Here is a 23997-nt window from a genome sequence, read left to right as displayed (position 1 = left end):
ACCGGGACCCCGCTGCAATTTGCCGCCAGGCAGACATTCCGAAATGGTATGTGACGGAGTTCGATACGCAGATCCGCTGACAATACGGAAAGAATGACAGTGAATACTGACCATACAAGACGCGACAACGAACCGGATCACTCCGATAGGCGACCCGATTCCACCGACTCGACCGGCACCTCGGGCAACGAAACCTCAGGCAACGGCACCTCGGGCAGCACCGGGGCCACCGCCTCGGGCACGGTGTCAGGCGGGAAGACGACGACCGCCGTCGAAGCGGCTCCTGCGCACCTGCGCGAGGACGTCCGCGACGCCGAGGAGCTGCGGCTGCCGGACTACCTGCAGATCGAGGAGGACGACGCCGACTCGCGGATCGCGGCCAAGCTCATGGCCCAGGGCGTGCGGCTGAATAAGAGCGGCCTCATCGCACCGGCCGTGTTCTGGCCCTCGATCCTGCTCATCGGCCTCATCGCGGTGCTGGCGATCCTGTTCCAGGACACCACCGGCAAGGTGCTCACCAGCATGAACAGCTGGATCGTGCACAACCTCGGCTGGTACTACATGCTCGTCATCGGCGGGTTCGTGTTCTTCTCGATCGGCATCGGGGTCTCGAAGTTCGGCAAGATCCGGCTTGGCGACGACGGTGAAGAGCCGGAGTTCGGGCTGCTGTCGTGGTTTGCGATGCTGTTCGCTGCCGGTATGGGCATCGGCCTGGTGTTCTACGGTGTCGGCGAGCCGCTGACCTATGCGACGACCACGCCCAAACCGGGCTGGCCGACCGACGGAGTCGAGCAGCAGCATCTGGCGATGGCGCAGACGTTCATCCACTGGGGACTGCACCCGTGGTCGATCTATGCCGTCATCGGCCTTGCACTGGCCTACGCCATCCACCGGCGGGGCCGCCCGGTCTCGATCCGCTGGGCACTCGAGCCCCTCCTCGGCGACCGCGTGCGCGGCTGGGTCGGTGACCTCATCGACATCCTCGCCGTGTTCGGCACCGTCTTCGGCATCGCCACCTCGCTGGGCCTGGGCGTCCAGCAGATCTCCTCGGGTCTGCAGGAGATCGGCGTCGTCGACACCGTCGACAACACCTTCCTCATCATCCTCATCACCGGCATCACCTTCCTGGCCACCCTGTCGGTGGTCTCAGGTGTGGGCGCAGGCATCAAGTGGCTGTCGAACATCAACCTGTCCGTCGCCGGCCTGCTGCTCATCGCCGTGCTCATGCTCGGGCCGACGCTGTTCCTATTCGAGAACTTCATCGAGTCCCTCGGTGTGTACCTGGCGAACTTCTTCAACCTCACCTTCGATGCCGGTGCCTTCACCGGCGCTGAGGGCGCAGAATGGAACTCGGCCTGGACCATCTTCTACTGGGGCTGGTGGATCTCCTGGGCGCCCTTCGTCGGCGTGTTCATCGCCCGGATCTCGCGCGGGCGCACCGTGCGCGAATTCATCGCCGGTGTGCTCGTCGTGCCCTCGCTCGTCGGCTTCTTCTGGTTCTCCGTGCTCGGTGGCGCCGGTATCCACCAGGAGCTGTTCGGCTCCGGCGGGCTCGTCGACCCGCAGGAGGGCGTGGTCGCTGAGAAGGCGCTGTTCGACGTGCTCTCCGGTCTGCCGATGGGTGCGATCATGTCCGTCCTGGCGATCATCCTCGTGACGGTCTTCTTCATCACCTCATCGGACTCCGGGTCGCTCGTCGTCGACATGCTCGCATCCGGCGGACACCCGAACCCGCCGATGTGGTCGCGCATCCTCTTCTGCGCACTCGAAGGCGCTATCGCCATCGGCCTGCTGCTGGCAGGCGGTCTGGAAGCGCTGCAAGCGGCATCCCTTGCCACAGCGCTTCCGTTCTCGATCGTGCTCATCCTCATCGCGGTCGCCTCAGTGCAGGCGTTCCGCAAGGAAGACGCCCGGCAGGTCGCGATCAAGCGCGTCATTGAGAGCAAGCAGATGTCGGAGTACCTCTCCGACGAGTTCGACGATGTGCTCGGCGACAAGGTCGATCACCGCGTCGACAACCGCATCGACTACCGGCTCTCGGCCACGAAGAACCTCTTCACCCGCAGCCGAAGCGACCGGGAGCAGTCCGACGTCGCCCGCCGGGCCGGTGAGGCCAGCACTCGCCTGCCCGACGAACGGTGAGCTCCGTGAGCTGACCTGCGCGATCGACGCGGCATGCCCCGCACAGTTCCTCCGGCTGTGCGGGGCATGTTCGTGTCTGGGCGGCCGTCCGTGCTGGCAGGGCGCACGTGGCCGGCAGGGTTCAGGCGACCGGCAGAGCGGATTGGGCTCAGTCGCGGGTGACGGGGACGGCGAGTCCGGTCACGAGCGTGGCCGGGTCGGTGTCCGGGGTCGGTTCGGTGTCGTAGGCCTCCCAGTAGGGCATGCCGAGTGAGTATCCGTCATCGACGAGTGCCTGCGTGCACTGTTCCCATGCCTCGCCGAGACCGTCATAGGGGCCGGTGTGCTTCGTGACCGCCAGTTGGCAGGCCGGAAGCTCGGATGGGTCGATGCGGACTTCGCCGATGGTGAGTGCAGCGTCGAGTGCGGATGCGAGTGGGAATCCGGCTTCGAGGTCGAGCGGCGGCAGCTGGCCGGTCTCGTCGGGGACCATCGCGGTGTCGTAGCGGCAGAAGGCCGGGCCTGCCGGAGTGATGTCGCCGTTCTCGATCGCCAGGGTCAAGGCGGCGAAGGTCTCATCCATGTAGGCGGCGATCTCGGCGACCTCCAGCCCTTCGGCGCGGACGACAGCGGTGGGGCTGCCGGGGAAGTCGATGATCTCTGGGGTCGTGATGTCAGCCATGGCAGCCCTCTCATCAGGCATCGGCGTTCCGGCCAGCGCTGCATGCACAAGCCGCAGGGAGCCCGCTGTTGGGGCGGGGTTCCCTGCGGCTGATGCTACCTGCCCTGCACTCGACCTGTTCGAAGCCCCCGCCACGGGCAGGCATGTGAGAAGTCGGCAAGCAACGTGACCGCCCTTCATCCAATGCCGTATCCTCGAGCCATAAACACCGCGCCCCTCTCGCAGATGCAGGCTCTGGCCACTATCTGTGTATGGGCCGGTTCTTTTTTGGCATCGCATGGGACATGGGGTTCGCCAGCGAGTCACGCAATCATGATCACTGGAAGGTGACCTGGCTGCGTCGTCCTCAGTCCCGGTACTCCTCCATCGCGTCGAGCAGCCAGGTGACGACGTAGTCGGCGAACGAGGAGCGCAGCAGGATCCGCCACGTCTCCTCCCCTATCTTGTGCAGGATCACCTGGGTCTGAGCGAAATTCGTCGCCACGGCGGTGCCGACCGGGAACATCCGCGGGTGCAGGTCGATCGTCGCTGACGATTCGAGGATGTCCCGGGCGGCAGGGCCGGCCAGTTCGAGGGTCGTGCGGTTGGCTGAGACATCGAGGACGTGACCGGAAGCAGAACCGGCATGGGCCATGATCGTCTCCGCCACCTCGGCGGCGGCAGTGAGCGACTCATCTGTGAGCACGGCGAGGAACTCATCAGGGCTCAGCCAGCAGGTCGTGGCCTGCTGACTGACCGTCACCTGCTTGACCGCAGCCGGCAGGCGGCCGACCTCGGCCTCGACGGCAGCGGCCATCGGCGAGCCGGGTTCGGCGCGGATCGCGAGCATCTGCGCGAACGGGATCTCGCGCAGGCGCACTGCCGCACTCGAGCCGGCGTCCATGTCGGCATGGCGGTGCCCGGCTGGGCTGATCGGCCGCAGCTGCGGTGCCCGGCTGCCGGTCTGGGCTGTCGTCGTCATCTCAGCTCACTCCTTCCACGCCGTCGCGGCGCGTGTTCTCGGGGTCGAAGACGACCGTGTCTGCGATGGTCGCGGGGACGAAGCGGCCGCCGAAGCTCGCCACGACGGTCTGGCCGATGCGGTCGCGGCCGCCCTTGACGAGGGCGAGCGCGAAGCTGCGGCCGAGCGCCTGGGACATGTAGCTCGACGTCACCTGCCCGATCATCGGGATCGGCGATTTTGAGTCAGCCCGGCCCTGGGAGGTGATGATCGCCTCGGCGGCCGGCGCGTCGTCCTCGGCGATGATCTGCGCGCCCTCCGGGAGCACGAGCTCGCGGTCCACCGGCAGCAGCGCAACGAGGTGCTTGCGGTTGGGGTCGTGGTTGAAGGCGCGGGCGAAGGAGCGGCTGCCGACGAACTCCTTGCGCGTCGAGACTGCCCAGCCCATGCCGAGGTCGTGCGGGCTGACGGTGCCGTCGGTGTCCTGCCCGACGATCGGGAAGGCCTTCTCGGCGCGCAGCACGTGCATCGTCTCGGTGCCGTAGGGGGTGATGCCGAACTCCTCACCGGCGGCTTCGACGAGTTCAGCGACCGCGCGACCGTACCAGGCCGGCACGTTGATCTCGAAGGCGAGCTCACCGGAGAAGGTGATCCGGCAGACCCGCGCCTGGACCGGCTCGCCGCCGCCGGGTGCCTGGAGGTCGGCGGTGCGGAACTCCATGAAGCCGAAGGCGTCCTGGCTGACGTCGAGGTCCGGGAAGAGCTTGGCGATGACCTTGCGCGACAGCGGCCCGGCCACGGCGATCGTCGCCCACTGCTCGGTCACCGAGGTGATCGTCACGTCGAGTTCGGGCCATTCGGTCTGCGCGTACTCTTCGAGGTGTTCGAGGATGTGGGCGGCATTGCCGGTCGTCGTCGACATGAAGTACCGGTCCTCGGCCAAGCGCAGTGAGACGCCGTCGTCGATGACCATCCCGTCGGGGCCGCACATGAGCCCGTAGCGGCCCTTGCCGACGGCGAGCTTGAGGAACCCGTTGGTGTACATTCGGTTGAGGAACTCCGGGGCGTCGGCGCCTCGGATCTCGATCTTGCCGAGTGTCGAGGCGTCCTGGAAGCCGACCCGCTCACGCACGGCCGCGCATTCACGTGCGACGGCAGCGTCCATGTCCTCACCGTCGCGGGCGAAAAAACGGGCGCGCTTCCACTGTCCGACGTCTTCGAACACCACCCCGCGCTCCAGTGCCCAGAAGTGGGTTGGGGTGAGCCGGGCTGGGTCGTAGAGCTCTCCGTGGGAGCGTCCGGCCAGGGCGGCGAAAGACACCGGCGAGTAGGGTGCGCGGAAGGTCGTGACCCCCAGTTCGCCAATGTCGGCGCCGAGTGCCTGGGCGATGATCCCGTTCGTCACGACCGAGGATAGCCGGCCCTGCTCGGCACCGGTGGCGATCGAGGTGTAGCGCTTGATGTGCTCGACATTGCGCATCCCGGCGTTGATCGCGCGCACGGCGTTGCGCACGGACTCGTCGCGCTGCAGGTCGAGGAAGCAGGTGTCGAACTCGACGTTCTCATCGGCCCGGTCGCCACCGGGCAGGCGGGCTGCGCCCAGCCACACCGGCCGGATCTCCCCGCAGGCCTCGCGGCGCTGGCTGTCGGTGACGCCCGTTCCCGAGGCGGTGGCCGGCTCCGTGCCCGAGGCGGTGGCCGGGTCGCCGTGTTCGCGCACCCATGCGGTCGTCGCAGCAGCAGCCGCTCCGGCAGTCGTGCCTTCGGTCAGGCACAGCTCGGTGGTGTAGGTGCCGCAGACGGCGCCGGCCAGGTGCTGATCCCGCACGGGTGTGCTCGGGACGAAGCCGCTGAGGGTCTCGTCCCAGTGCAGGTCCCCGCGGCGCTGTGAGTGCAGGTGCACCGTCGGCGTCCAGCCGCCGGCGAGCAGCAGCAGATCGCAGTCGGTCTCCTGCTGGCTGGCTGCGTCGACAAGCGTGCCGTCGAAAGCACCGAAGCGCACGCCGGTGACGTGCCCGTCATCGCAGTCGCTGAGCGATTCGGTGACCGCGCACCCGCGGTGGACGGTGACACCTGTGGTTTCGACCGCCTCGGCGGCGGGGTTCGTGCGCGAGTCGATGACCGTCACCTCGGCGCCGGCGGCGGCGAGCGCGGAGGCGAGCGAGTAGGGCGAGTCGTTCGTCGTGGCGATCGTGACCTGGCGGCCGGGCAGGATGCCGAAGCGGTGCAGCCAACTGGCCGCGGCCGAGGCGAGCATGATGCCGGGCCGGTCGTTGTGGGCGAAGACGAGGGGGCGTTCGAGCGCGCCGGTGGCGAGCACCACCTGGTCGGCGGTGATGTGCCACAGCCGTTGCCGGGACATGCCGGCCGGTGCTCCGTCGAGGTGGTCGCGGCGGGATTCGACGGCGACGAAGTAGTTCGAGTCGAAGGCGCCGACGACGGCGGTGCGGGTGAGGATCCGGCATTCCTCGCAGGCCTCGAGTTCGGCGCGGACGCCTGCGATCCAGGCGGCGGCCGGCTGGCCTTCGATCGTCTCGTCGGAGGAAAGGGCGCGGCCGCCGAGGCGGAAGTCCTGTTCGGCCAGGATCACCCGTGCTCCGGTGCGCGCGGCAGCCCGGGCGGCGGCCAGGCCGGCAGGGCCTGCGCCGACGATGAGCACGTCGGCGAAGGTGCTGCGCTTGTCGTAGCGGGCGATCGTCCGCTTGCCCGGGTCGGCGGATTCGCCTGGGGCGGGCGGGTCCATGAGGCGGCCGAGGCCGGTGAGTGTGCGGGCGGTGATGCCTGGGCTGAGTTCGACGATGGTGGCCTGGCGCATCGTCTCGGTGACCCCGTCGATGGTGGTCTCGACGTAGGCGTTGGGCTCAGCAGTGCCGTCGGTGAAGATGCCGCGCGGCCGCGACCGGTACAGCGAGTCACCGCAGCGGGTGCGGCCTGCGGCGATGAGCGCAGAGGCCAGCGTGTCACCCGCGAGGCCGGTGATCGTCTCACCGTCGATCTCGAAGCTGATGGGGGTGTCGATATCGATGCCGGCTCCCGGCAGGCGGGTGCCGGGCTGGCCGCTGTTGGCGTGTGGTGTGCGGGTCATGGCTGGCCCTCCTTCCGGGCGGTGTCCGCGCCCGAGGCGAGCGGTGCCTCGGCGGTGGTGGTGACGTGGGCGTCGGTGCTGGCCTGCGGTGCCGGGGCGCCGGGCCGCGAAGTGGAGGTGAACTCGTTGGTCACGGTGTTGCGGGTGACGGTGAGCCATCTGCGGCAACCGGCGGTGTGGACCCAGCGTTCGGCGAAGTCCCCGCGCGGGTTGTCGCGGTAGAAGAGGAACTGGGCCCAGTCGGTATCCGGCAGGTCTGCTGCATCAGCCGGGTAGGCGATGTCGGCCTGTCCGCCGTAGTGGAATTCGGTCTCCATCCGGGGACCGCAGTGGGGGCAGTCGATGATGAGCATGGTGTCTCCTGAGGTCTGCGATCCGGTCAGTGGGCGACGCCGGCTGCGCCGTGTTCGTCGACGAGGGCGCCGGTGTCGAAGCGCTCGAGGCTGAACGGGGCGTTGAGCTCATGCGGCTGGCCGGTGGCGATCGTGTGGGCGTAGACGTACCCGGCGCCCGGGGTGCCCTTGAAACCGCCGGTGCCCCAGCCGCAGTTGACGTAGAGATTGTCGACCGGGCTGAGCCCGACGACCGGGGAGGCATCCATCGTGACGTCGACATTGCCGCCCCAGGCGCGCAGCAGGTGGGCGCGGGCGAAGATCGGGAAGAGCTCGACGGCGGCGGCCATCTGATGTTCGATGACGTGGAATGAGCCCCGCTGGCCGTAGCCGTTGTACGCATCGACGCCAGCCCCCATGACGAGTTCGCCTTTCTGCGCCTGGGAGACGTAGACGTGGACGTGGTTGCTCATGACGACATTCGGGTGGACGATCTCGTGGAGTTCGGACACGAGTGCCTGCAGCGGGCGGGTCTGGATCGGCAGCCGGAAACCGGCCAGCTCCGCCAGGGTCGAGGAGGCGCCGGCCGCGGCCAGCGCGACGGATTCAGCGCCGATCGGCCCGAGGTTGGTCTGTACGCCCTTGACCTGGCCGTGTTCGATGTCGAAGCCGGTGACCTCGCAGTTCTGGATGATGTCGACGCCGAGCTCGGAGGCCCGGCGGGCGAATGCCCAGGCGACCCAGTCATGCTTGGCGATCCCGCCTCGAGCCTGGTATGTCGCGCCGAGGACCGGATAGCGCAGGTTGTCGTCGATGTTGATGATGGGGCAGAGCTCTTTGACCTGGTCGGGTTCGACCCATTCGGCGTCGATGCCGGCCAGCCGGTTGGCTTCGACGCGGCGGACGGAGTCGCGCACCTCCTGCAGGGTGTGGGCGAGGTTGAGCACGCCGCGCTGGTCGAAGAAGATCTCATAGTCGAGTTCGTCTTCCAGGCCCTCCCACAGCTGCATCGAGTGCTCGTAGATCGCCGCCGACTCATCCCACAGGTAATTGGAGCGGATGATCGCGGTGTTGCGGGCCATGTTGCCTCCGGCCAGCCAGCCGCGCTCGAGGACGGCGACGTTGGTGACGCCGTGGTTCTTGGCCAGGTAGTAGGCGGTGGCCAGGCCGTGGCCTCCGCCGCCGACGATGATGACGTCGTACCGGCGCTTGGGCTCCGGGCTGCGCCACATGAAGTCCGGATGCGCTGGCAGCACGCGCTGATCCTGCATGGTGCTCCTCTCGCACGCAGTCATCGGCACCGGCGCCTGTGCCGGGCTCAGACACCGTCCCATCACTGCAGGAGACGACTGATCGACGACTGATATATCAATGTGACACCACAGTAGAATGTGACTAGGATCTCGTCAAGAGGTCCTTTCGCCGCGGTTCGTTCACCGCAGTGCGGCGCGATGAGGGGAGATGCTGATGCCGGAGGCGAGCTCACTGGCCGAGCGGGCCTATGTGCGCCTGCGCGATGCACTCGTGATGCTCGACATCGCCCCAGGTGAGCCGATCCGCGAGGCGAACCTCGCAGCAGAGTTCGGGATCGGCCGCACCCCGTTGCGCGAAGCGCTCAAGCGCCTGGAGAGCGAACACCTCGTCGTCTCGTATCCGCGCCGCGGCACCTTCGCCACGCAGGTCGAGATCGCCGACCTCGTCGACATCTCCGAACTGCGCAGCATCCTCGAGCCCGTCGCCGCACGGCGGGCTGCCGCTTGCCAGGATCCGCAGCTGCGCAGCCAGCTCGCAGCGCTCGCCGCCGAGGCCGCGGCGATCGACACGTCTGGTGCGATCAGCACGGCCGCGGCGGTCGATGCGCGGAGCCTGCTGGAGTTCGACACCCGTGTGCACCGGACGATCTACACTGCCGCCGGCAATCCGCACCTGAGTGAGACGCTCATCCGGCTCGACAGCCTCGCCACCCGCATCTGGTGCGTCCTCGCACTGCGCCTGCGCGGGGTCCCGCAGCACGTCGGCGAGCACGCCGAGCTGCTGGCCGCGATCCTCGACGGCGACGGCGAGCGCGCCGCCGACCTGGCCGCTGAGCACGTCAGCCACTTCGAGACGATGGTGCGCACCGCCCTGGGCACCGGCGGTCTCTGAGCCGGACGATGCGAGCCCACCACCACCTCGGGCACGGGAACCGTCGCCTCGGGCATGGAATACTCGCCCGGGTTGCGGCGTTTATGCAGATGTGGATCACACACCCGATGGAAGGAGCACCATGGCCCTGTCCGATAAGAAGGTTGCATTCCTGCTCACACGCGGCGTCGAGCAGGTCGAACTCACCAGCCCGCGCACGGCGCTTGACGAGGCCGGCGCGCAGACATTCATCGTGTCCCCCAGCCAGGGCACTCTGCAGGCGATGGAGGGCGACTGGGAGCACGCCGAGGTCTTCGACGTCGACGTCCCGGTCGCCGATGCAGATGCCGCTGACTACGACATGCTCGTGCTGCCCGGCGGCACGCTCAACGCCGACTCACTGCGCCTTGATGCCGATGCCGGCGCACTCGTCGAGGCATTCTTCGCAGCCGGCAAGCCTGTCGCTGCGATCTGCCACGCTCCCTGGATCCTCGCCCAGACCGGTCTGGCCAAGGGGCGCAGGCTGACCTCGTACGAGTCACTCAAGGTCGATATGCAGAACGCCGGGGCGACCTGGGAGGACTCCGAACTCGTCGTCGACGGAAACCTCATCACCTCTCGCAACCCCGGTGATCTGGAGGTCTTCAACAAGGCACTCATCGAAGCCCTCTCGAAGTGACGTTCAGCTGCTGACCGGTCCGCCGGCTGCAGCAGTGACTCCGGTGCCCGGGGCAGCGCTTCTGCTGCCCCGGGCACCGTCATGTGCAGCGCAGAACCGCTCGCACGCCGACATCGGCTGCACAAGGCGCCTTGATCCGACGCTGGTATCCTGAAGCTGATCAATCCGCCGACGAAGGAGCACCTTATGCGCAGAGTTCTGGCAGGTATCGCAGCAGTGTCCGTCGCCGCAGTCCTCGCCGGCTGCAGCGGAGGCGACGACGCCATTGATGACAGCCCGACCCAGCCCGCAGGCGCGGAGGCGACCTCCGAGGACACCGGTGGGGACACCTCGGGCGCGGACTCCGGTGACGGCACCCCCAAGGACGCCGACCTGGCCACCCATGAGTTCGCCACCAGCGCCCAGGATGCCATCGACGCCGCCACCCAGGAGGTCGGCGAGGGCACCGTCCACTCCATCGAGATCGATTGGGAGGACGACCACAGCGCTTGGGTCTGGACCGTCGCGACGCTCGTCGACGGCACCGACCACGAGGTCGACATCAACGCCGACACCGGTGAGATCGTCAAGACCGAAGAGGACAGCACCAACGACAAGGAGGAGGCCATCGATCTCAATGATCCGATGACCTTCGACGAGGCCCGCGACAAGGCCCTTGAGGTGCGTGACGGCCGGATCACGGAATGGTCTTACAGCTGGGACGACAACCGCCTGAAGTACCAGTTCGACATCGCGCAGAACGGCGACTCAGAAGAGGTCACCGTCGACGCCGATACCGGTGAGGTCACCGAGGACTGATCTGCTGCCGTGCGGCCGTGAGACCGCCCCTCGGCATGACGGTCGCCCGGTCGCTGCGCTGACAGCGACCGGGCGATTCCTGATGCCGGGGGGTTCCGCTCCCGAGGCGGTGGCTCAGCTTCCGGATACGGCGGCGGCGAGCTGATTGAGGGAGTCGTCGAGTTCGGCCTCGCTCACCAGCGGGAAGATCGAGGCGAGCTTCTCATCGTCGATCTTCGACCAGTCGTAGGTGAGCGTCACCTCGGTCGAGTCGGCGCTGAGCGGGCGCAGCTCGTACAGCCACTCCCAGCCGTCCGGGTTGTCTTTGTTCTTCTCCGGAGCCGGCTGCCAGCCGATCATCTTGTCGCGGTCGAAGGCGGTGACGTGGTTGTACGTCTGGTAATCCCCACCCATGTGCTCGGCGTGCATGTTCATGACGAACACTTCGCCGACCGCCTGAATGCGATCCGACTTGTCATCTGAGCGCACCATGCCCGAGCCATCGAACTCGTGATGGCGCTCCGGCAGGCTGAGCAGGTCGAAGATCTCCTTGGCCGGGGCATCGATCGTGCGGGTGACAGTGATGTTCGTAGCGTTCTCAGTCATGTCTGCAACTCTGCCAACATTGCCCAGGGAGGACAAGGGACCTGGCGGTCACCTGGAGCGGATTGCCAGGATCTGCTGACCGGCCTGCCAGCACGTCTGCCGGCTGACGGCGTACTGACCGGCGATGGTTCAGGACTGCAGGCGGCTGCGGTGGATAAGGGTGAGCACAGCGATCGTGTCACGGTCGGCATCAAGCCGATGGGTTTCCTGCGGGATGTCGGCGGTCTCGCCGGAGTCGAGGGCGATCGCTTCACCAGATTCGCCGGTCAGGGTGGCAGCTCCGCGATGGATCGTGATGACTGCCTCACCGGGGTTGGGGTGATCGGACAGCTGCGCGCCAGTGCGCATCGCGATGAGGATACGCACGATTGCGGCATTGTCCGAGGGAATCCGTTTGGTCGCCAGCTTCGTCGGCTCGTCGGCGGCGCGTTCGAGCAGCTCGCTGCCGACGTCGATGATCGAGAAGGACATGACTCCGAGTCTAGACGAGCCCGAACCCCTCCTCTAGGGTGCTGTCATGCCCTTCGCCATCATCACCCCACAGGCCAGTCCGCAGCCCGACGTTGAGCTCGGGGCCGCGATTGCGCGCGTGCACGTCGCCGGATGGCGGGAAGCCTACGGCCACCTGCTGGATGAGCGCTTCTACGACGATGCGGTGTTGGCCACCCGCACCGAGCAGTGGGCACAGTGGCTGACGCAGCCAGAGTCATGTGCGCGCACTCGCCTGGCCATTCGCACAGACGCCGGCACCCCGGTCACGACACCGGGCCTGTTGCCGAGCACCGATGTCATCGGGTTCGCGAGCGTCGGTGGGGCCCGCGACGACGACCGCACCGGCTTGGAGCTGTGGGCGCTGTACATCCTCAGCAGCCACTACGGAACCGGTCTCGGCCAGGCGCTTTTGGATGCGGCGATCGACACTGCGCCGGCCACCCTGTGGGTGGCCGAGGACAATCCGCGCGCCCGCAGCTTCTACGCCCGCAACGGCTTCACACCCGACGGCACCCGCAACGTCGACGCGGCCGCTGATGACCTGGCTGAGATCCGCATGACCCGCGGCCCCCAATGACCTGACAGCCCGGCCGCCTTACCAACCAGTCACCACACAGCTCGGCCACCGCACCAGCGGGCGGAACGCAGGAACCGCCTCGGGCGCCGATCTTGCGGCCCCGAGGCGGTTCGGCGCAGTGCATGTCAGCCGCCGAGGCGTGCGCGGCGGGTGCGCAGCAGCAGGATCGCCACCAGCACCGCACCGATGAGCACGATCGCTCCAAGGGCGATGCCGCCCCACGTGAGTGCACTCATCCACACCGACTGGCCACCGCTGGCAGCCTGATCGGCGCCGTCATCATCGGTATCCCCTGCGCCTTCAGCACCCGGACCGTCGGTCGGGTCGCCGACGACATCCCAGCTCAGCGTATACTCCCCCGGTGTGCCGAAGGACTCGCCGTGGAGGTCGGAGTAGCTGAAGGCGAAGTAGTAGAACCCGTCGAAGCTCACCGGTGAGGTCTTGAACTTCGGGTCGTCTTCGCCGTCGAGGTTGCGCGGGTTGACCGGCACCGCGGAGTTGAGCGCCAGTACCGTGGCCTGCCGGCTGCCGGTATAGGCGTGGCCCTCGTCGCCGAAGATGTCCTCCTGGTTGTCGAAGTCGTGTGCACCGGGTTCGCCGGGACGCACCGAGGTGACCTCCTGGCGCAGCGGGTTGAGGATCCACAGGTTCGGGTTGCCCGTCACCGCCTTGTCCTTGCCGGGGACTTCGAAGTCGGCGCGCACGCGGATCTGCTGGCCGTATTTGACCGGCACCTTGAAGTACTGCACCTCGCCGACGTTGATGCTCGAGGTCACCACTGGGTCCGTGAGCTCCGGGGCGGTGCCGAAAGAGGTGCCGCCGCCGAGCGGGCTCGCCTGATGACCGGGTGCGGGCAGGAAGTCGAGCTGCTCCGGGCCGGTCGCGGGCTCCGGGAAGTCATCGGGATCGGTTCCGGGCTGGACGACGAGGTTGAGCTCAAGCGGGAACGGCGTGTCCTTCGTCTGGTCGCTGCCGCCGGTGCGCTCGACGGTGACGATGTAGTCCCCGGCCTCGGTGAAGCAATCGGACCCTTCGACGCGGGCGTTGTCCGGGCCGATCGCACCGGTGTCGATGAAGGCGCTCGGCGGCAGATCGCCGAGGTTCATCGCATTGGCCAGCGTCGTGTCGCTGCGCCTGCAGCTCTCCTCCTCCGCAGCGCTGACGACCAGGTTCACCGCGTCATGATCCACCCGTCCGGAATCCGACCACGGCTGGACCATCGTCGCTGAGAGCAGGCCGCGCTCGCCCTCGTCGAGGTGGAACCTGTAGCTGCGCATGCCGGTCGACTCGGTGATCTTGCCGGTGGCCGAGGGCAGGCTGTCGAGGTACTGGCCGGGCTGGATGTCGGCGGCGGACGCGCGGTCCTCACCACCGGTGATCGGGGTGCCCTGGGCCTCGTAGCCGGTCAGTGCGGCCCGCGCAGCGGCCTGCATCGAGGCCTGCAGGCTGGTGGTGTCCTCGGCATCAGCGTAGGTGCCCTGCGTCTCATCGGCGATGCAGGTGAGTTCCTTGCGGGCGTTCTCGTCGACGCGCAGGCCGACAGTGTGGATCTTGAGGTCGACGCCGTCTTCGACGAGCTCCTTGGCCACGTCGCACGGCGGCGGTGGAGCGCAGGTGTCCTCACCATCGGACAGCAGCACGATGCCGCCGGAGCCCTCGCCAGGCAGCTCTTCGGCGGCCTTTTTCAGTGCTTCGCCGATCGGTGTGTAGCCGGAGGCCTTGATCGAGTCGACCTGCTTCTTCAACCCGTCGCGGTCGATCGGCTCGACTGCGGAGAGCACCTCGATGTCCTTGCAGCCGGCGGCCTTCTCTGCATCAGAGCTGCCGGTGTTCATGCCGTAGGCGGTCAGGCCGACCTGGGCGCTGTCGTTGAGGTTGTCGATGACGTCTTTGGCCGCATCCTTCGCAGCATCCAACCGGGTGGTGCCTTTGTCGTCGACGTCGGCGGCCTTCATCGAGCCCGAACCGTCGATGATGAGCATGATCGGCTGACTGCCGCCGCTGCTGCCTGCAGTCGAACCGCCGGCGGTGGCGGGATCTGCAAGCGGACCAGCCGCTGGAGTGTCCGCGCCCGAGGCGGTGGCCGACTCGGCAGCGGTCGCGTCCGCGGCGCGGTCGACGGTGGTGGCAGCGGAGCCGACGGTCGGGATGCTCAGCGTCAGAGCGCACGCGGCGAGTGCGGCTGCGATGCGAGTGGGCAATCTCATCGGATGTCCTTCGTCTCAGTCGTGGCCTGCCGGCGGCGATGCCGGGCGGGCACAGGATGGGCAGTTGGGAGCCAATGTACCCTGCCCCATCACGCGCTCAGGTGATCGAACGGCGCACCCGTGTGGCAATCTCGTGACACCGCGGTGAAACCCCGATGAACCCGCCCAGGTCCCTGCACATCGGAGGGCATCCCACCGCCGCGCGGCTGGAGCCGAGATGAGAAAGTCGCGGCATGACCGGCCTGGGTCCTCGCATTCGGGGCGAATCGGGAGTTGAATGCGGAGAAGAACGCAACCGCGGAAGGACTTCCCCCATGACTTCGCGTCAGCGACTGGCGACTCTGGCTGCCTGCACCACTGTCGGGCTCGGCGCCCTGACCGTCGCCCCGGCCGCCGCCCACACCCTGCTGCACGACACACACTCGGCACGCACCGTCGCAGCCGGATACGCCGAGACCCACCAAGCCGAGCCGGCCTCCCACTCCACTGCCGAACGCCGCGAGTCCAGGCCGGAGACCGAACCGGAGGCCCGCCTCGGCGACGCCGGTGACAAGCAGCCGGACACGAGCCGACAGCCTGAGCTCACCGCCCCGCAGGAGACCCCGACCCGGCCGCCCGGCGAGCTGGTCGAAAAGGCGCCTGCCGCCTCGGGCGTGGCACCGGGCAAGGCCTATGCGGCCGCCGCCGAGGACTACGCCTACCCTGCTGCGGACGTCAGCCGGTGGCTGCACGAGGGCAGCGAGGCGAAGGGGTACCCGGATGAGAAGATCGTGTTCCTCACCTTCGATGACGGGCCGACGGAGCAGACGACGAAGAACCTGAAGGTGATGAGCGACCACGACGTGCATGCGACGTTCTTCCAAGTGGGCAAGCAGATCAACAACTCCACAGCGCCGATCGTGCGAGAGGTCATCGACCAGGGCAGCGCGGTGGCGATCCATTCGCACTCGCATGACTACAAGCGGCTGTACCCCGGCAAGCAGGCCGCCGCCGGGCAGATCGGCCGAGACTACGACCGTGCGGTCAAGGCCGTGCGCGGGGTGCTCGGTGAGGACTACGCTTCGACGGCCTACCGGTATCCCGGCGGGCACATGTCGTGGAAGAACATGCAAGCCGCCGATGCGGCACTCGCCGACCGGGGCGCAACGTGGGTCGACTGGTCAACCGTCAACGGCGATGCCGAACCGGCCAGCCGCAGACCCCACGACGTCGCCGGTCAGCTCAAGCGCCTGACCCAGCGCCGGGACGCTGAGAAGAACCCGAACGTCGAGGTCGTACTCATGCACGATGCGAAGAACAAACAGCTGACGACCCAGGCGCTGCCGGCGATCATCAAGCACTACCAGGACGCCGGCTACCGTTTTGGGATCATCGGTTGAGCATGCTGGTCAGCTGACGGCGGAGGTGCAGGCCGGGCGTAGACTGCGCTCATGCGCTTTGCTGCCCTGACCGCCCGGCTCATCATCCCTGCGATCTGGCTGGGCCTCATCATCGCCATCGACCTCATCGAGGCACCCCTGAAGTTCCAGGCGCCGGGGATCACGATCCCGCTGGGGCTGGGGATTGGGCGGCTCGTGTTCACTGCGATGAACATCGTCGAAGGCGTGCTCGCGATCATGCTCATCGCAGCCGTCATCATGACCCGGCAGGTCCGCCCGGCCTGGACGCTGCTCGCGACGATCACCGGCATCGTGCTCATCAAGGTCGCCATCGTCCGCCCGCTGCTCAACGCCCGCACCGAAGCGGTCTTGAACGGCACCGGCGCCCCGGGAAGTGCCGTGCATCTGGTCTACATCGCCCTCGATGCGGTGCTGTTCTGTGTGCTCGCCGCCTTCACCTGGGTGCAGGCCCGCACGCTCGTCGCACCGGCTGCCGCAGCCGGTGCGGCACCCCACGCGCAGGGCCCTCAGCCGGCGAGGCATCATAATCGTTCTGCGTGATTGGGCCCTGCCCACCCGCATGTGCCGCGCCCCGCGCTGCTTGCGTGAGCGTGAAGAACGGGTGCGCGATGTCTGTTCAGGACTCGGCGGGTGCTGGGATGTCACCGACAGGGCCGTCACAGACCGGGGCGGCGCCGACTGAGGTGCCACCGGCCGACTGAGGTGTCACCGTTTGTCGCGGGGCACCCGGCCCATGAGATAGAACTCGGGGTTCGGTGCCATCCCAGTGACTGTCGCCATCCGGTTGGACAGGCCGAAGAACCCGGTGATCGCGGTGATGTCCCAGGCGTCTTCATCGTCGAAGCCGTGTTCGGCCAGTGCTGCGAAGTCGTCATCGCAGATGAGCCACGGGGTCTGCTGGACCTTCATCGCGAAGTCGAGCATCGCCATCTGCCGGGCGGGAATGTCGGCATGCCGGTAGTCCAGCGCCACCTGATCGGCGATGTAGGGGTCCTTCTCGAAGATCCGCAGCACGGCCCCGTGGGCGACGACACAGTACAGGCAGCTGTTGGCCGCCGAGGTGACGGTCACGATCATCTCCCTATCGGCCTTGGTGAGGTTGCCGGTTTCCTTCTCCATGAGCGCGTCGTAGTACGCGAAGAAGGCACGGAACTCGGCTGGCCGGCGGGCGAGGTGGATGAAGACGTTGGGCACGAATCCGGTCTGTTCGGCGACCTCCTCGATGCGGGTGCGGATGTCAGCGGGCAGGTCGGTAAGCTCAGCGGCGGGATAGCGGTCTGTTATTTGGGTCATACTCACACGATAGGGGCTGCCAGCGGCTTCCGCCCCGCAGTCTCGGCGCCTTGGCGCCTGCGACCGAAGAGTCTGAGAGCCTCAACGCGGGAAGATGCCGCGCGCAACCCGCCAGCGCTGCACCAGCACGAGCACGAGGCACATGACCGTCAGGCTCACGACGGCGGCGAGGAACCACAGCACCAGCCGCAGCAGTGTCGGCGGGCCGCCGAAGACGAAGATCGCCGCGAACCCGCTGGCGATGCCGGCGATGATCCACACCGGCAGACCGACCCCGGCGCTCACCCAGCGCGGAAACGCATCAGCCGCCAGCGGGATGGCTGCGGCGATCGCGACGGCGGTCGCCGTGAGCAGGAAGAGGAAGCTGATGAGCGCAGCTGCTGGGGTGGAGAAGAGCTCGTCGAGCACGCTGCCGGGCACGGCTTCGGAGCCGATGATCGGTTTCCAGGCGACCGTGGCGATGAGTCCCATGAGCGCAACGAGGATGGAGCTGATGGTGAACATCGAGACGAGCCCGTCGAAGCGCACTCCGCGATCGACGCGCTTCTCTCCGATGAACGCCAACGGCACCAACATGCCGAGCAGTCCCAGCCACATCGCCGCAAAGACCTCCGTGCTGTCAATGGTCGTGAGGTTGTTGTGGCGCACGAGCCTGAAGTGCACGCCGATGACGAACGCAGTGCCGATGACGAGCCACACGATCGCCATCCCCACGCAGCGGCCGACGTCGGAGGTCCAGCGCGGCGGCCGCCGGTCGGCAGGCTTTGAGCCTGGTCTCATGTCCGGTCGCGGGTGCGCGACTCGCGGTCCGGTTGTCCGGCGCCGAGGCGGTGGCGGCGCCCCGGGCCCGGCCTGCTGGGGCGGGTGGCCGGGGCCGCCGTGGGGTGGCCGGTGTCCCGGAGGCTGCCGGTTTCCGGGTGGCAGCGGCTGTCCCGCTCCGGATGGAGGCGGTGGTCCGGGCCGACGCGGCGGTCCAGGCCGACGCGGTGGTCCGGGCCGACGCGGCGGGCGCGGCGGGTAGGGCTGGTAGCTCATCTCAGACCTGCCGATCCACCGTTGCGGTTTGGGGTTCTGCCGGCTGCCGGCGGCCGGTGAAGGCATCCATCGTGTTGTTGACGCCCAGGGCGTTCATGATCTGGTCGAACCAGGCGACCGGCAGCATCCGCACGAGCGGCAGGGTGCGCACGAACCGGGGCATGATGAGCTGGATGCGCCCGGACTCGATCGCGTCGAGGATCCGGCCGGCGGCATAGTCCGGGCTGAGGATCGGCAGCAGCCGCGGGAACTTCGTCTTGACGCCAGCGAACATGCCGGTGTCGATGTAGTACGGGCACACGACGAAGGAGTCGACACCGGTGTCGTCCTTGGCCAGTTCGACGCGCAGTGATTCGGCGAATCCGACGGCGGCGAACTTGCTGGCCGAGTAGTCGGTCTGCTTGGCGACCCCGACGAGTCCTGCCGCACTCGCGATCGTGACCACCAGCCCGGACCGGCGGGCGATCATGCCGGGCAGGAACGCCCTGGTCACCCAGTACAGGGCAAGTGTGTTGACGGCGAAGGTCCGCTCGATCTCCTCGTCGGCAGCGTCGAGCAGACGTTTGCCGGTGACGATCCCAGCGTTGTTGACGAGCACATCGACCGGGCCCGTCTGATCGGCGGCGGCGGCGACTGCCTCCCGGTCGGTGACGTCGACGGCGAACGAGAGCGCCTCACCGCCTCGGGCCCGGATCGCCTCGCAGACTTCCGCACCCGAGGCGGGCGAGAGATCCCAGATCACCACCCGGGCGCCGCGGGCGGCAGCACCTTCGGCGAGCAGCCGGCCGATGCCGCTGCCGGCACCGGTGATGAGGACGGTTCTGCCGCTCAAGGGGTGCTTCATCGTGGCCGCCTTCCGCTTCTGGCACTGCATCCGTGCTCAGCGGATGCGCATTGCTGTCCTGCGTCTCAGATTACCGCCGGATCCGGCTCGAATGCCGAACCGCGTGCCGAGCCGGTGGAGGCGGCAGGATAGGATCCTCCCTGTTCACCGGCACTGCGGACAGAAGATGACGACTTGATTCGATGACGACGGAGCAGGCAGTGCCACCCCACCTCACATGTGAAGGACTCTTGCATGACTGCTGCCGTTTCATTCCGCCGCCGGCTCGCTGCCGGGCTCACCGCGATCGCGCTGGCCTCCGGCGCCGCACTGGCCGCACCGGCCCCTGCTGAAGCCGCGAACAAGACGTGCGCGGTGAAGATGTCGAACAGCAAGCCGCGCCAGTACTCGAACACCTCGGTGCAGGTCTCGAAGGTCGGCTCGAAGGCCAAGATCCAGACGGTCGCGCACTACAAGACGACGAAGACGAAGAAGAAGGCGACCGCCTCGACGAAGGGCCGGGCGAACGTCAACTACTACATCTCCGGCGCCACCCCGAACCGCAAGGTCAAGGTCACCGTCACCGCCACGAAGGGCAAGACGAAGTGGACGTGCTCCACGTCGTTCACCCCGCGCAGGAAGTGAGACCCAGCTGCCGCCTCGGGCCCGGTGCCTTACGCGGCAGCGCCGTCACCGGGACAGGGCGGAGATGACGACCGAGACGATCATCGCGAGCACGAGCGAGTTGAACCCGAAGGCGACGACGACATTGGTGCGCACCTGCCTCCAGGCAGCCTTCGTGCGGATCTGTGCTGAGATGCCCGCGGCCATCGTCGAGGCGAGCACTGCCAGGGTAAGGTAGTCGTCGAACTCCTCGGGCGGTTCGCTGTGGAAGCGGATGTGGCGCCTCTCGACGGCCGGCACGTTGAGGTGCATGTAGGCGGCGGCGAAGGCGAAGACCATGAACACCCAGGAGGCGGCAACGGCGAGGACGCCGAGTGCGAGGTAGAGCAGCGACTGGCGCACCACCTCAGTCTGGGCGAGCACGACGGTGAGGAAGATGGCGAAGGCGGCAGCGGTGACAGCGAAGTTCGTCGCACCACTGAACCCGAAAGCCCGCGCCCACCAGCGGCTCTGCACCCGGACTTCGCGACGCACCTGATCGATGAGCGCCGGTCCGCGCAGAAGCTTGTAGCTCCGTATCGTCCACGTGACGTAGATGAGGACGAAAAGGTTCCAGAACAGCAGGTAGAAGAGGACGACGAGCTCAGTCCGCAGCGATCCGTCCGTCGAGTCTGGGCGCAGCAGGAGGATTCCGGCCGTTTCGATCAGCAGGGTCAGGAGGGTCGCCGCAGCGGTCGAAACGGAGTAGCGGACAACATCGGTCGAAGTCTTCAACGGCTTGCCCTCACTCGGATCGCGGGTTCGGCACTGAGGACAGTGTAGCCAGGCAGATGCGGTATGCGGCGGTGATCGGCCGTGACCAGTCCGGGTGCCATAGGATCGATGTGAACTCCGTCACCAGCACTCTGAGACCGGAAAGGCACCGCTCATGCGCCCTGGCACGCCCTCAGTCCTCTCCGCCGCACTCCTGACATCGCTCATGGTGCTGGCTGGTTGCGGCAGCAGTTCGCAGCCACCAGCCGATTCCACTCCAAGCTCTGCCCCCGAGGACACGGCCGGGGAGGATGCGCCTGAGGGTGGCGAGCAACCCGTCGCCGAGGATGCCACGGGCCCAGCGCAGAAGGACGGTGCAGGCACGGGTTCGAAGGCTGATCCCATGTCCGCCGTTGAGCAGAAGGTCGGTGCGGCAGTGGAGTCGGTAATGGGTCGCGGCGCCTGCAGTGAGCGAGAAGAGTTCACTCCCGGCACACCGCTGAGTGAGTGGAGCCGACTCGACGAGGGACCTCAGGATGATGGCCTGTTCGGGCCGCTGGAGGGAGCGCTGGTGGCCGTCGACTGCGTTCGATCGGCCCCGACAGAGATGTATCCCGACGGCAAGGAACGCGTACTGCGGCGCTTCTTCACCGACAGCGCCGATGTCGACTCCGACTTCCACCAGACGATGCCGTCGGTGCAGGGTGACTACGAAGCGGCCTTCTTCACCCATGACGACGAGAAGTGGACGGCGTACACACACCTGGCTGAGCAGAACACCATGGATATCCTGGAGACGAAGCTCGGTGCCGCATTCCACGGACCCGATGACTTCCAGCCCTGATGTGCTGATGCTGAAGTCCCCCGAAGCGTGCTGGTCAGGGGACTTCGCGCTCGGCCGCGACCGCCGATTCGCGCTTTATCAGATGACACTGGCAGCGCTGAAGCCGATGTACGGCCCAGCATCAGGACTGACACGCTCCACCAGCACAAGACGAAGGCCCCTGACCACGTCTTCTCTGGTCAGGAGCCTTCGCCATCGCGCGGAGGATAGGGTGAGTGGTTTCACGACATCGTTCACCCCTACCGCCTAGATCCCGACTGCACATGTCTCACGAGATCGTTCCAGGCATGTCGCACGTCATCGTTCACGACTCAACCATGGCATTACACGGTGAGGAGATGTCCGCAGCCTTGACCTGCCATTCCCACAGATCCTGTGGCCATTCGGTGGCAAAGCCAGTAATAGCTAGCACAGACAAGCCGCTATGAGCGAGCAACCGCGGAGTACGACCGATACCAGCGAGGGCCGCAGACCGACGCTTTGCGATCGTGTTCGCGCGCAGTTTTCCACAGCGAAACCCGGAACGATGACGCGAGACATCAGCCCCAAAAACAAAAAGAAATCTCGGGACATCGAGTGAACGATGTCCCGAGACTTCACAGCGCGGAGGATAGGGGATTTGAACCCCTGAGGGCGTTAACCCAACACGCGTTCCAGGCGTGCGCCATAGGCCGCTAGGCGAATCCTCCGCAGGAAATCTTACCGGAACCCGAACGTTAAGCGAAATCGAGCCCGCGCGACCGGCGGCGCACCTGTCCTACCGCGCTGCTGCCGCGGACACCGGGGCTCACAGCGCGATTCCCGTCGCAGAGCACGAAGAACTCGATTCGGCAACGACTGCCGACCTCTCGCACCCCTACCCGAGACATCTGGGCGAATGCGTGTCATAGTGGCACACGGCGAGTCCTGCGCATCCAGCGTCGGCGCCGCCGAAATGCCTGTCTTCCCCTTCCTCGAAAGGCATACATGCGCTACATAGCTTCTGCGACTGCGACTGCGGTCGCCGCCAGCATGCTGACCGGACTCGGGCTCGCACCGTCCGCCGCCCTCGGCGCGGACCCGCAGCCTGAGATGAACGAAATCGATCTCGCCGAGATCAGCGACGCCGGCATCGGGATCCCCGGTGCCCGCGACCGCTCAGCGGCAGTCGAATCCGCAGCCGCCCAGCAGAGCGCGGATCACTTCTCGTTCCTGCCCTCCCTGCTGCGCGCACCCGCACCCGGGACCAGCGGCACCGCCGCCCTGGCACAGCCGCTCGCCCACCCTGCCAGCGCGACCGGTGCCTCGGCGCCGGACGGCGACTCACCGAGGGATGCGATCCACGGTTCGGCCTCTGACATCACCGAGGACGGCCGCACGATCGCCGCCCTGTCCGATGTCGTCGAGCCAGCCGATGACGCTCCCGGCATCGTCGGGGTCGTGTGGCGCGGGGCAGAGGACGCCGAGGTGGAGATCCGCACCCGCACCCACGGTAAGTGGAGCGCCTGGTCGGGTCTCGACACCGACAACGACCCCGAGCAGCCCGGCGCCGCGGGCACCGAACCGTACTCGCTGGCCGGGATGGATGCCGCGCAGCTGCGCATCCTCGGCGACGCCACCCCGCACGACGCTCGGATCCTCAGCATCGACCCGAAGCGCTGGAGCGGCGATGAGACCGCCGTTGAGTTCAACACCCCGGTGACCGAGGGCGCTGCCGACAGCGCCGCAGACCAGGCGCCTGCCGCCTCTGGCACGGCTGCGACAATGGCCTACGCACCCGGTGCCGCGGCGGCCCAGACCATCGCCAAGGACAGCGGTGTGAAGGCTCCGAAGATCGAGCACCGCAAGGAGTGGGGTGCCGCGAAGCCGAAGTCGGATCCGGATACGACTGCGAAAGTGCAGGCCGCGGTCGTTCACCACACCGGCGGGTCGAATGACTATACGGCCGAGGACGTTCCGGCAATCCTGCGCGGCATCCAGCACTACCACCAGCAGGGCCGCGGCTGGGATGACATCGGCTACAACATGCTCGCCGATAAGTACGGCCGCCTTTGGGAGGGCCGCGGCGGCGGGCTGAAGAAGAACCCGGTCGGCGCACACGTGGTCGGCTACAACCAGGGCAGCTTCGGCATCTCGGTCATCGGCAGCTACGGCACGTCCGCGCCCCCGCAGGCCACCCTGGATGCGGTCGATCATGCGATCGCCTGGAAGCTCGCGCTCTCCGGTGTCGATGCCGGCGGCAAGACCACGCTCAAGGGAACGAAGATCAACGTCGTCTCCGGTCACCGGGACCTCGGTCAGACCGACTGCCCAGGCGATGCGCTCTACGGGAAGCTGCCGCAGATGCGCAAGGACATCGCCGAGATCCAGAAGAACGGCGGACCGGTGAAGAAGGACCCGCCGAAGAAGGACGAGAAGACGGACAAGAAGAAGGGCGAAGAGAAGGCCCCGGAGAAGGACAAGCAGGAGGACGCCGGTCTGCAGCCGGGTGCCACCGACCGCAACGCCTGAACCGCGCAGGCTGAACGACCTCTGATCACGAACGGGCGGGCTGGAAGTTCTCCCCCAGCCCGCCCGATCGCTTCGCTGGCACGGTCGGCGAGACCTCCCCGACACACGTCACC

22 protein-coding genes and 1 tRNA gene are annotated in these 23997 nt (G+C 67.2%); 10 read left to right on the top strand and 13 right to left on the bottom strand.

Annotation, left to right across the window (positions count from 1 at the left end; translation table 11 throughout):
- Positions 1–93 precede the first annotated feature (93 nt).
- Positions 94–2142 (top strand): BCCT family transporter, encoded by a 2049-nt coding sequence (locus tag HLA91_RS00800; RefSeq protein ID WP_170273140.1) that lies wholly within the window; start codon positions 94–96, stop codon positions 2140–2142.
- 148 nt (positions 2143–2290) lie between these two features.
- Here HLA91_RS00800 and HLA91_RS00795 read toward each other — a convergent pair whose 3' ends face one another.
- The 5 genes from HLA91_RS00795 to HLA91_RS00775 form a co-directional block, all read right to left on the bottom strand.
- Complete coding sequence (locus HLA91_RS00795; protein WP_170273139.1) at positions 2291–2803, bottom strand: GyrI-like domain-containing protein; 513 nt, start codon at positions 2801–2803, stop codon at positions 2291–2293.
- Positions 2804–3149: 346 nt separating this feature from the next.
- Positions 3150–3764 (bottom strand): sarcosine oxidase subunit gamma, encoded by a 615-nt coding sequence (locus HLA91_RS00790; protein ID WP_170273138.1) that lies wholly within the window; start codon positions 3762–3764, stop codon positions 3150–3152.
- 1 nt (position 3765) lies between these two features.
- Positions 3766–6828 carry a 2Fe-2S iron-sulfur cluster-binding protein gene (locus HLA91_RS00785; RefSeq protein WP_170273137.1) on the bottom strand — a complete coding sequence of 1021 codons (3063 nt, stop codon included), beginning with the start codon at positions 6826–6828 and terminating at the stop codon, positions 3766–3768.
- Complete coding sequence (locus tag HLA91_RS00780; RefSeq protein ID WP_170273136.1) at positions 6825–7181, bottom strand: sarcosine oxidase subunit delta; 357 nt, start codon at positions 7179–7181, stop codon at positions 6825–6827. Before HLA91_RS00780 ends, HLA91_RS00785 begins: the two co-directional genes overlap by 4 nt.
- Positions 7182–7207: 26 nt before the next feature.
- Entirely contained in the window at positions 7208–8431 is a 1224-nt protein-coding gene (locus HLA91_RS00775; RefSeq protein ID WP_170273135.1) for a sarcosine oxidase subunit beta family protein, read from the bottom strand.
- A 190-nt stretch (positions 8432–8621) separates the two neighbouring features.
- Between HLA91_RS00775 and HLA91_RS00770 the strand changes: the two genes are divergently transcribed.
- The 3 genes from HLA91_RS00770 (at position 8622) to HLA91_RS00760 (ending at position 10761) form a co-directional block, all read left to right on the top strand.
- Positions 8622–9305 (top strand): GntR family transcriptional regulator, encoded by a 684-nt coding sequence (locus HLA91_RS00770; protein ID WP_170273134.1) that lies wholly within the window; start codon positions 8622–8624, stop codon positions 9303–9305.
- A gap of 121 nt (positions 9306–9426) precedes the next feature.
- Positions 9427–9963, top strand: a complete 537-nt coding sequence (locus HLA91_RS00765; protein ID WP_170273133.1) for a type 1 glutamine amidotransferase domain-containing protein — start codon at positions 9427–9429, stop codon at positions 9961–9963.
- A 186-nt stretch (positions 9964–10149) separates the two neighbouring features.
- On the top strand, positions 10150–10761 hold the full coding sequence (locus HLA91_RS00760; protein WP_170273132.1) for a PepSY domain-containing protein: 612 nt from the start codon (positions 10150–10152) through the stop codon (positions 10759–10761).
- 114 nt (positions 10762–10875) lie between these two features.
- On the opposite strand, the gene HLA91_RS00755 is transcribed toward HLA91_RS00760, so the two are convergent.
- Both HLA91_RS00755 and HLA91_RS00750 read right to left on the bottom strand, forming a co-directional pair.
- Positions 10876–11346: an SRPBCC family protein gene (locus tag HLA91_RS00755; RefSeq protein WP_170273131.1), complete on the bottom strand. Its 471-nt coding sequence runs from the start codon at positions 11344–11346 to the stop codon at positions 10876–10878.
- A gap of 129 nt (positions 11347–11475) precedes the next feature.
- Positions 11476–11817 (bottom strand): cupin domain-containing protein, encoded by a 342-nt coding sequence (locus HLA91_RS00750; protein WP_102161149.1) that lies wholly within the window; start codon positions 11815–11817, stop codon positions 11476–11478.
- Between the two features lie 46 nt (positions 11818–11863).
- Here HLA91_RS00750 and HLA91_RS00745 point away from each other — a divergent pair, with 46 nt between their 5' ends.
- Positions 11864–12415: a GNAT family N-acetyltransferase gene (locus tag HLA91_RS00745; RefSeq protein WP_170273130.1), complete on the top strand. Its 552-nt coding sequence runs from the start codon at positions 11864–11866 to the stop codon at positions 12413–12415.
- Between the two features lie 125 nt (positions 12416–12540).
- Here HLA91_RS00745 and HLA91_RS00740 read toward each other — a convergent pair whose 3' ends face one another.
- Positions 12541–14622 carry a vWA domain-containing protein gene (locus tag HLA91_RS00740; RefSeq protein ID WP_170273129.1) on the bottom strand — a complete coding sequence of 694 codons (2082 nt, stop codon included), beginning with the start codon at positions 14620–14622 and terminating at the stop codon, positions 12541–12543.
- A 314-nt stretch (positions 14623–14936) separates the two neighbouring features.
- Here HLA91_RS00740 and HLA91_RS00735 point away from each other — a divergent pair, with 314 nt between their 5' ends.
- Both HLA91_RS00735 and HLA91_RS00730 read left to right on the top strand, forming a co-directional pair.
- Positions 14937–16001 carry a polysaccharide deacetylase family protein gene (locus HLA91_RS00735; RefSeq protein ID WP_170273128.1) on the top strand — a complete coding sequence of 355 codons (1065 nt, stop codon included), beginning with the start codon at positions 14937–14939 and terminating at the stop codon, positions 15999–16001.
- Positions 16002–16052: 51 nt separating this feature from the next.
- Positions 16053–16562 carry a hypothetical protein gene (locus HLA91_RS00730; protein WP_170273127.1) on the top strand — a complete coding sequence of 170 codons (510 nt, stop codon included), beginning with the start codon at positions 16053–16055 and terminating at the stop codon, positions 16560–16562.
- A 165-nt stretch (positions 16563–16727) separates the two neighbouring features.
- Here HLA91_RS00730 and HLA91_RS00725 read toward each other — a convergent pair whose 3' ends face one another.
- From HLA91_RS00725 to HLA91_RS00715, 3 genes are all read right to left on the bottom strand, one after another.
- Positions 16728–17315, bottom strand: coding sequence for a peroxidase-related enzyme (locus HLA91_RS00725; protein WP_170273126.1), 588 nt, complete (start codon positions 17313–17315; stop codon positions 16728–16730).
- 81 nt (positions 17316–17396) lie between these two features.
- A complete protein-coding gene (locus HLA91_RS00720) occupies positions 17397–18095 on the bottom strand; it encodes a hypothetical protein (protein ID WP_170273125.1) in 699 nt (232 codons plus the stop codon).
- A 256-nt stretch (positions 18096–18351) separates the two neighbouring features.
- The gene (locus tag HLA91_RS00715) at positions 18352–19194 is read right to left on the bottom strand and encodes an SDR family oxidoreductase (protein WP_170273124.1); all 843 of its coding nucleotides are present in this window, start codon (positions 19192–19194) and stop codon (positions 18352–18354) included.
- Between the two features lie 234 nt (positions 19195–19428).
- Between HLA91_RS00715 and HLA91_RS00710 the strand changes: the two genes are divergently transcribed.
- Positions 19429–19818, top strand: a complete 390-nt coding sequence (locus tag HLA91_RS00710; RefSeq protein ID WP_170273123.1) for a hypothetical protein — start codon at positions 19429–19431, stop codon at positions 19816–19818.
- Positions 19819–19863: 45 nt separating this feature from the next.
- Here the strand turns inward: HLA91_RS00710 and HLA91_RS00705 are convergent, their stop codons facing one another.
- On the bottom strand, positions 19864–20571 hold the full coding sequence (locus tag HLA91_RS00705; RefSeq protein ID WP_170273122.1) for a DUF1345 domain-containing protein: 708 nt from the start codon (positions 20569–20571) through the stop codon (positions 19864–19866).
- Between the two features lie 382 nt (positions 20572–20953).
- Here HLA91_RS00705 and HLA91_RS00700 point away from each other — a divergent pair, with 382 nt between their 5' ends.
- Entirely contained in the window at positions 20954–21394 is a 441-nt protein-coding gene (locus tag HLA91_RS00700; RefSeq protein ID WP_170273121.1) for a hypothetical protein, read from the top strand.
- Between the two features lie 604 nt (positions 21395–21998).
- Here the strand turns inward: HLA91_RS00700 and HLA91_RS00695 are convergent.
- A tRNA-Ser gene (locus HLA91_RS00695) sits at positions 21999–22083 on the bottom strand.
- Positions 22084–22360: 277 nt separating this feature from the next.
- Between HLA91_RS00695 and HLA91_RS00690 the strand changes: the two genes are divergently transcribed.
- Positions 22361–23884 (top strand): peptidoglycan recognition protein family protein, encoded by a 1524-nt coding sequence (locus HLA91_RS00690; RefSeq protein ID WP_170273120.1) that lies wholly within the window; start codon positions 22361–22363, stop codon positions 23882–23884.
- Positions 23885–23997 lie beyond the last annotated feature (113 nt).

The organism is Brevibacterium luteolum (assembly GCF_013004595.1).
GTDB lineage: Bacteria > Actinomycetota > Actinomycetes > Actinomycetales > Brevibacteriaceae > Brevibacterium > Brevibacterium luteolum.
The sequence above is the reverse complement of the archived record's forward strand: the minus strand, read 5'-3'. Positions and strand labels throughout refer to the sequence as shown.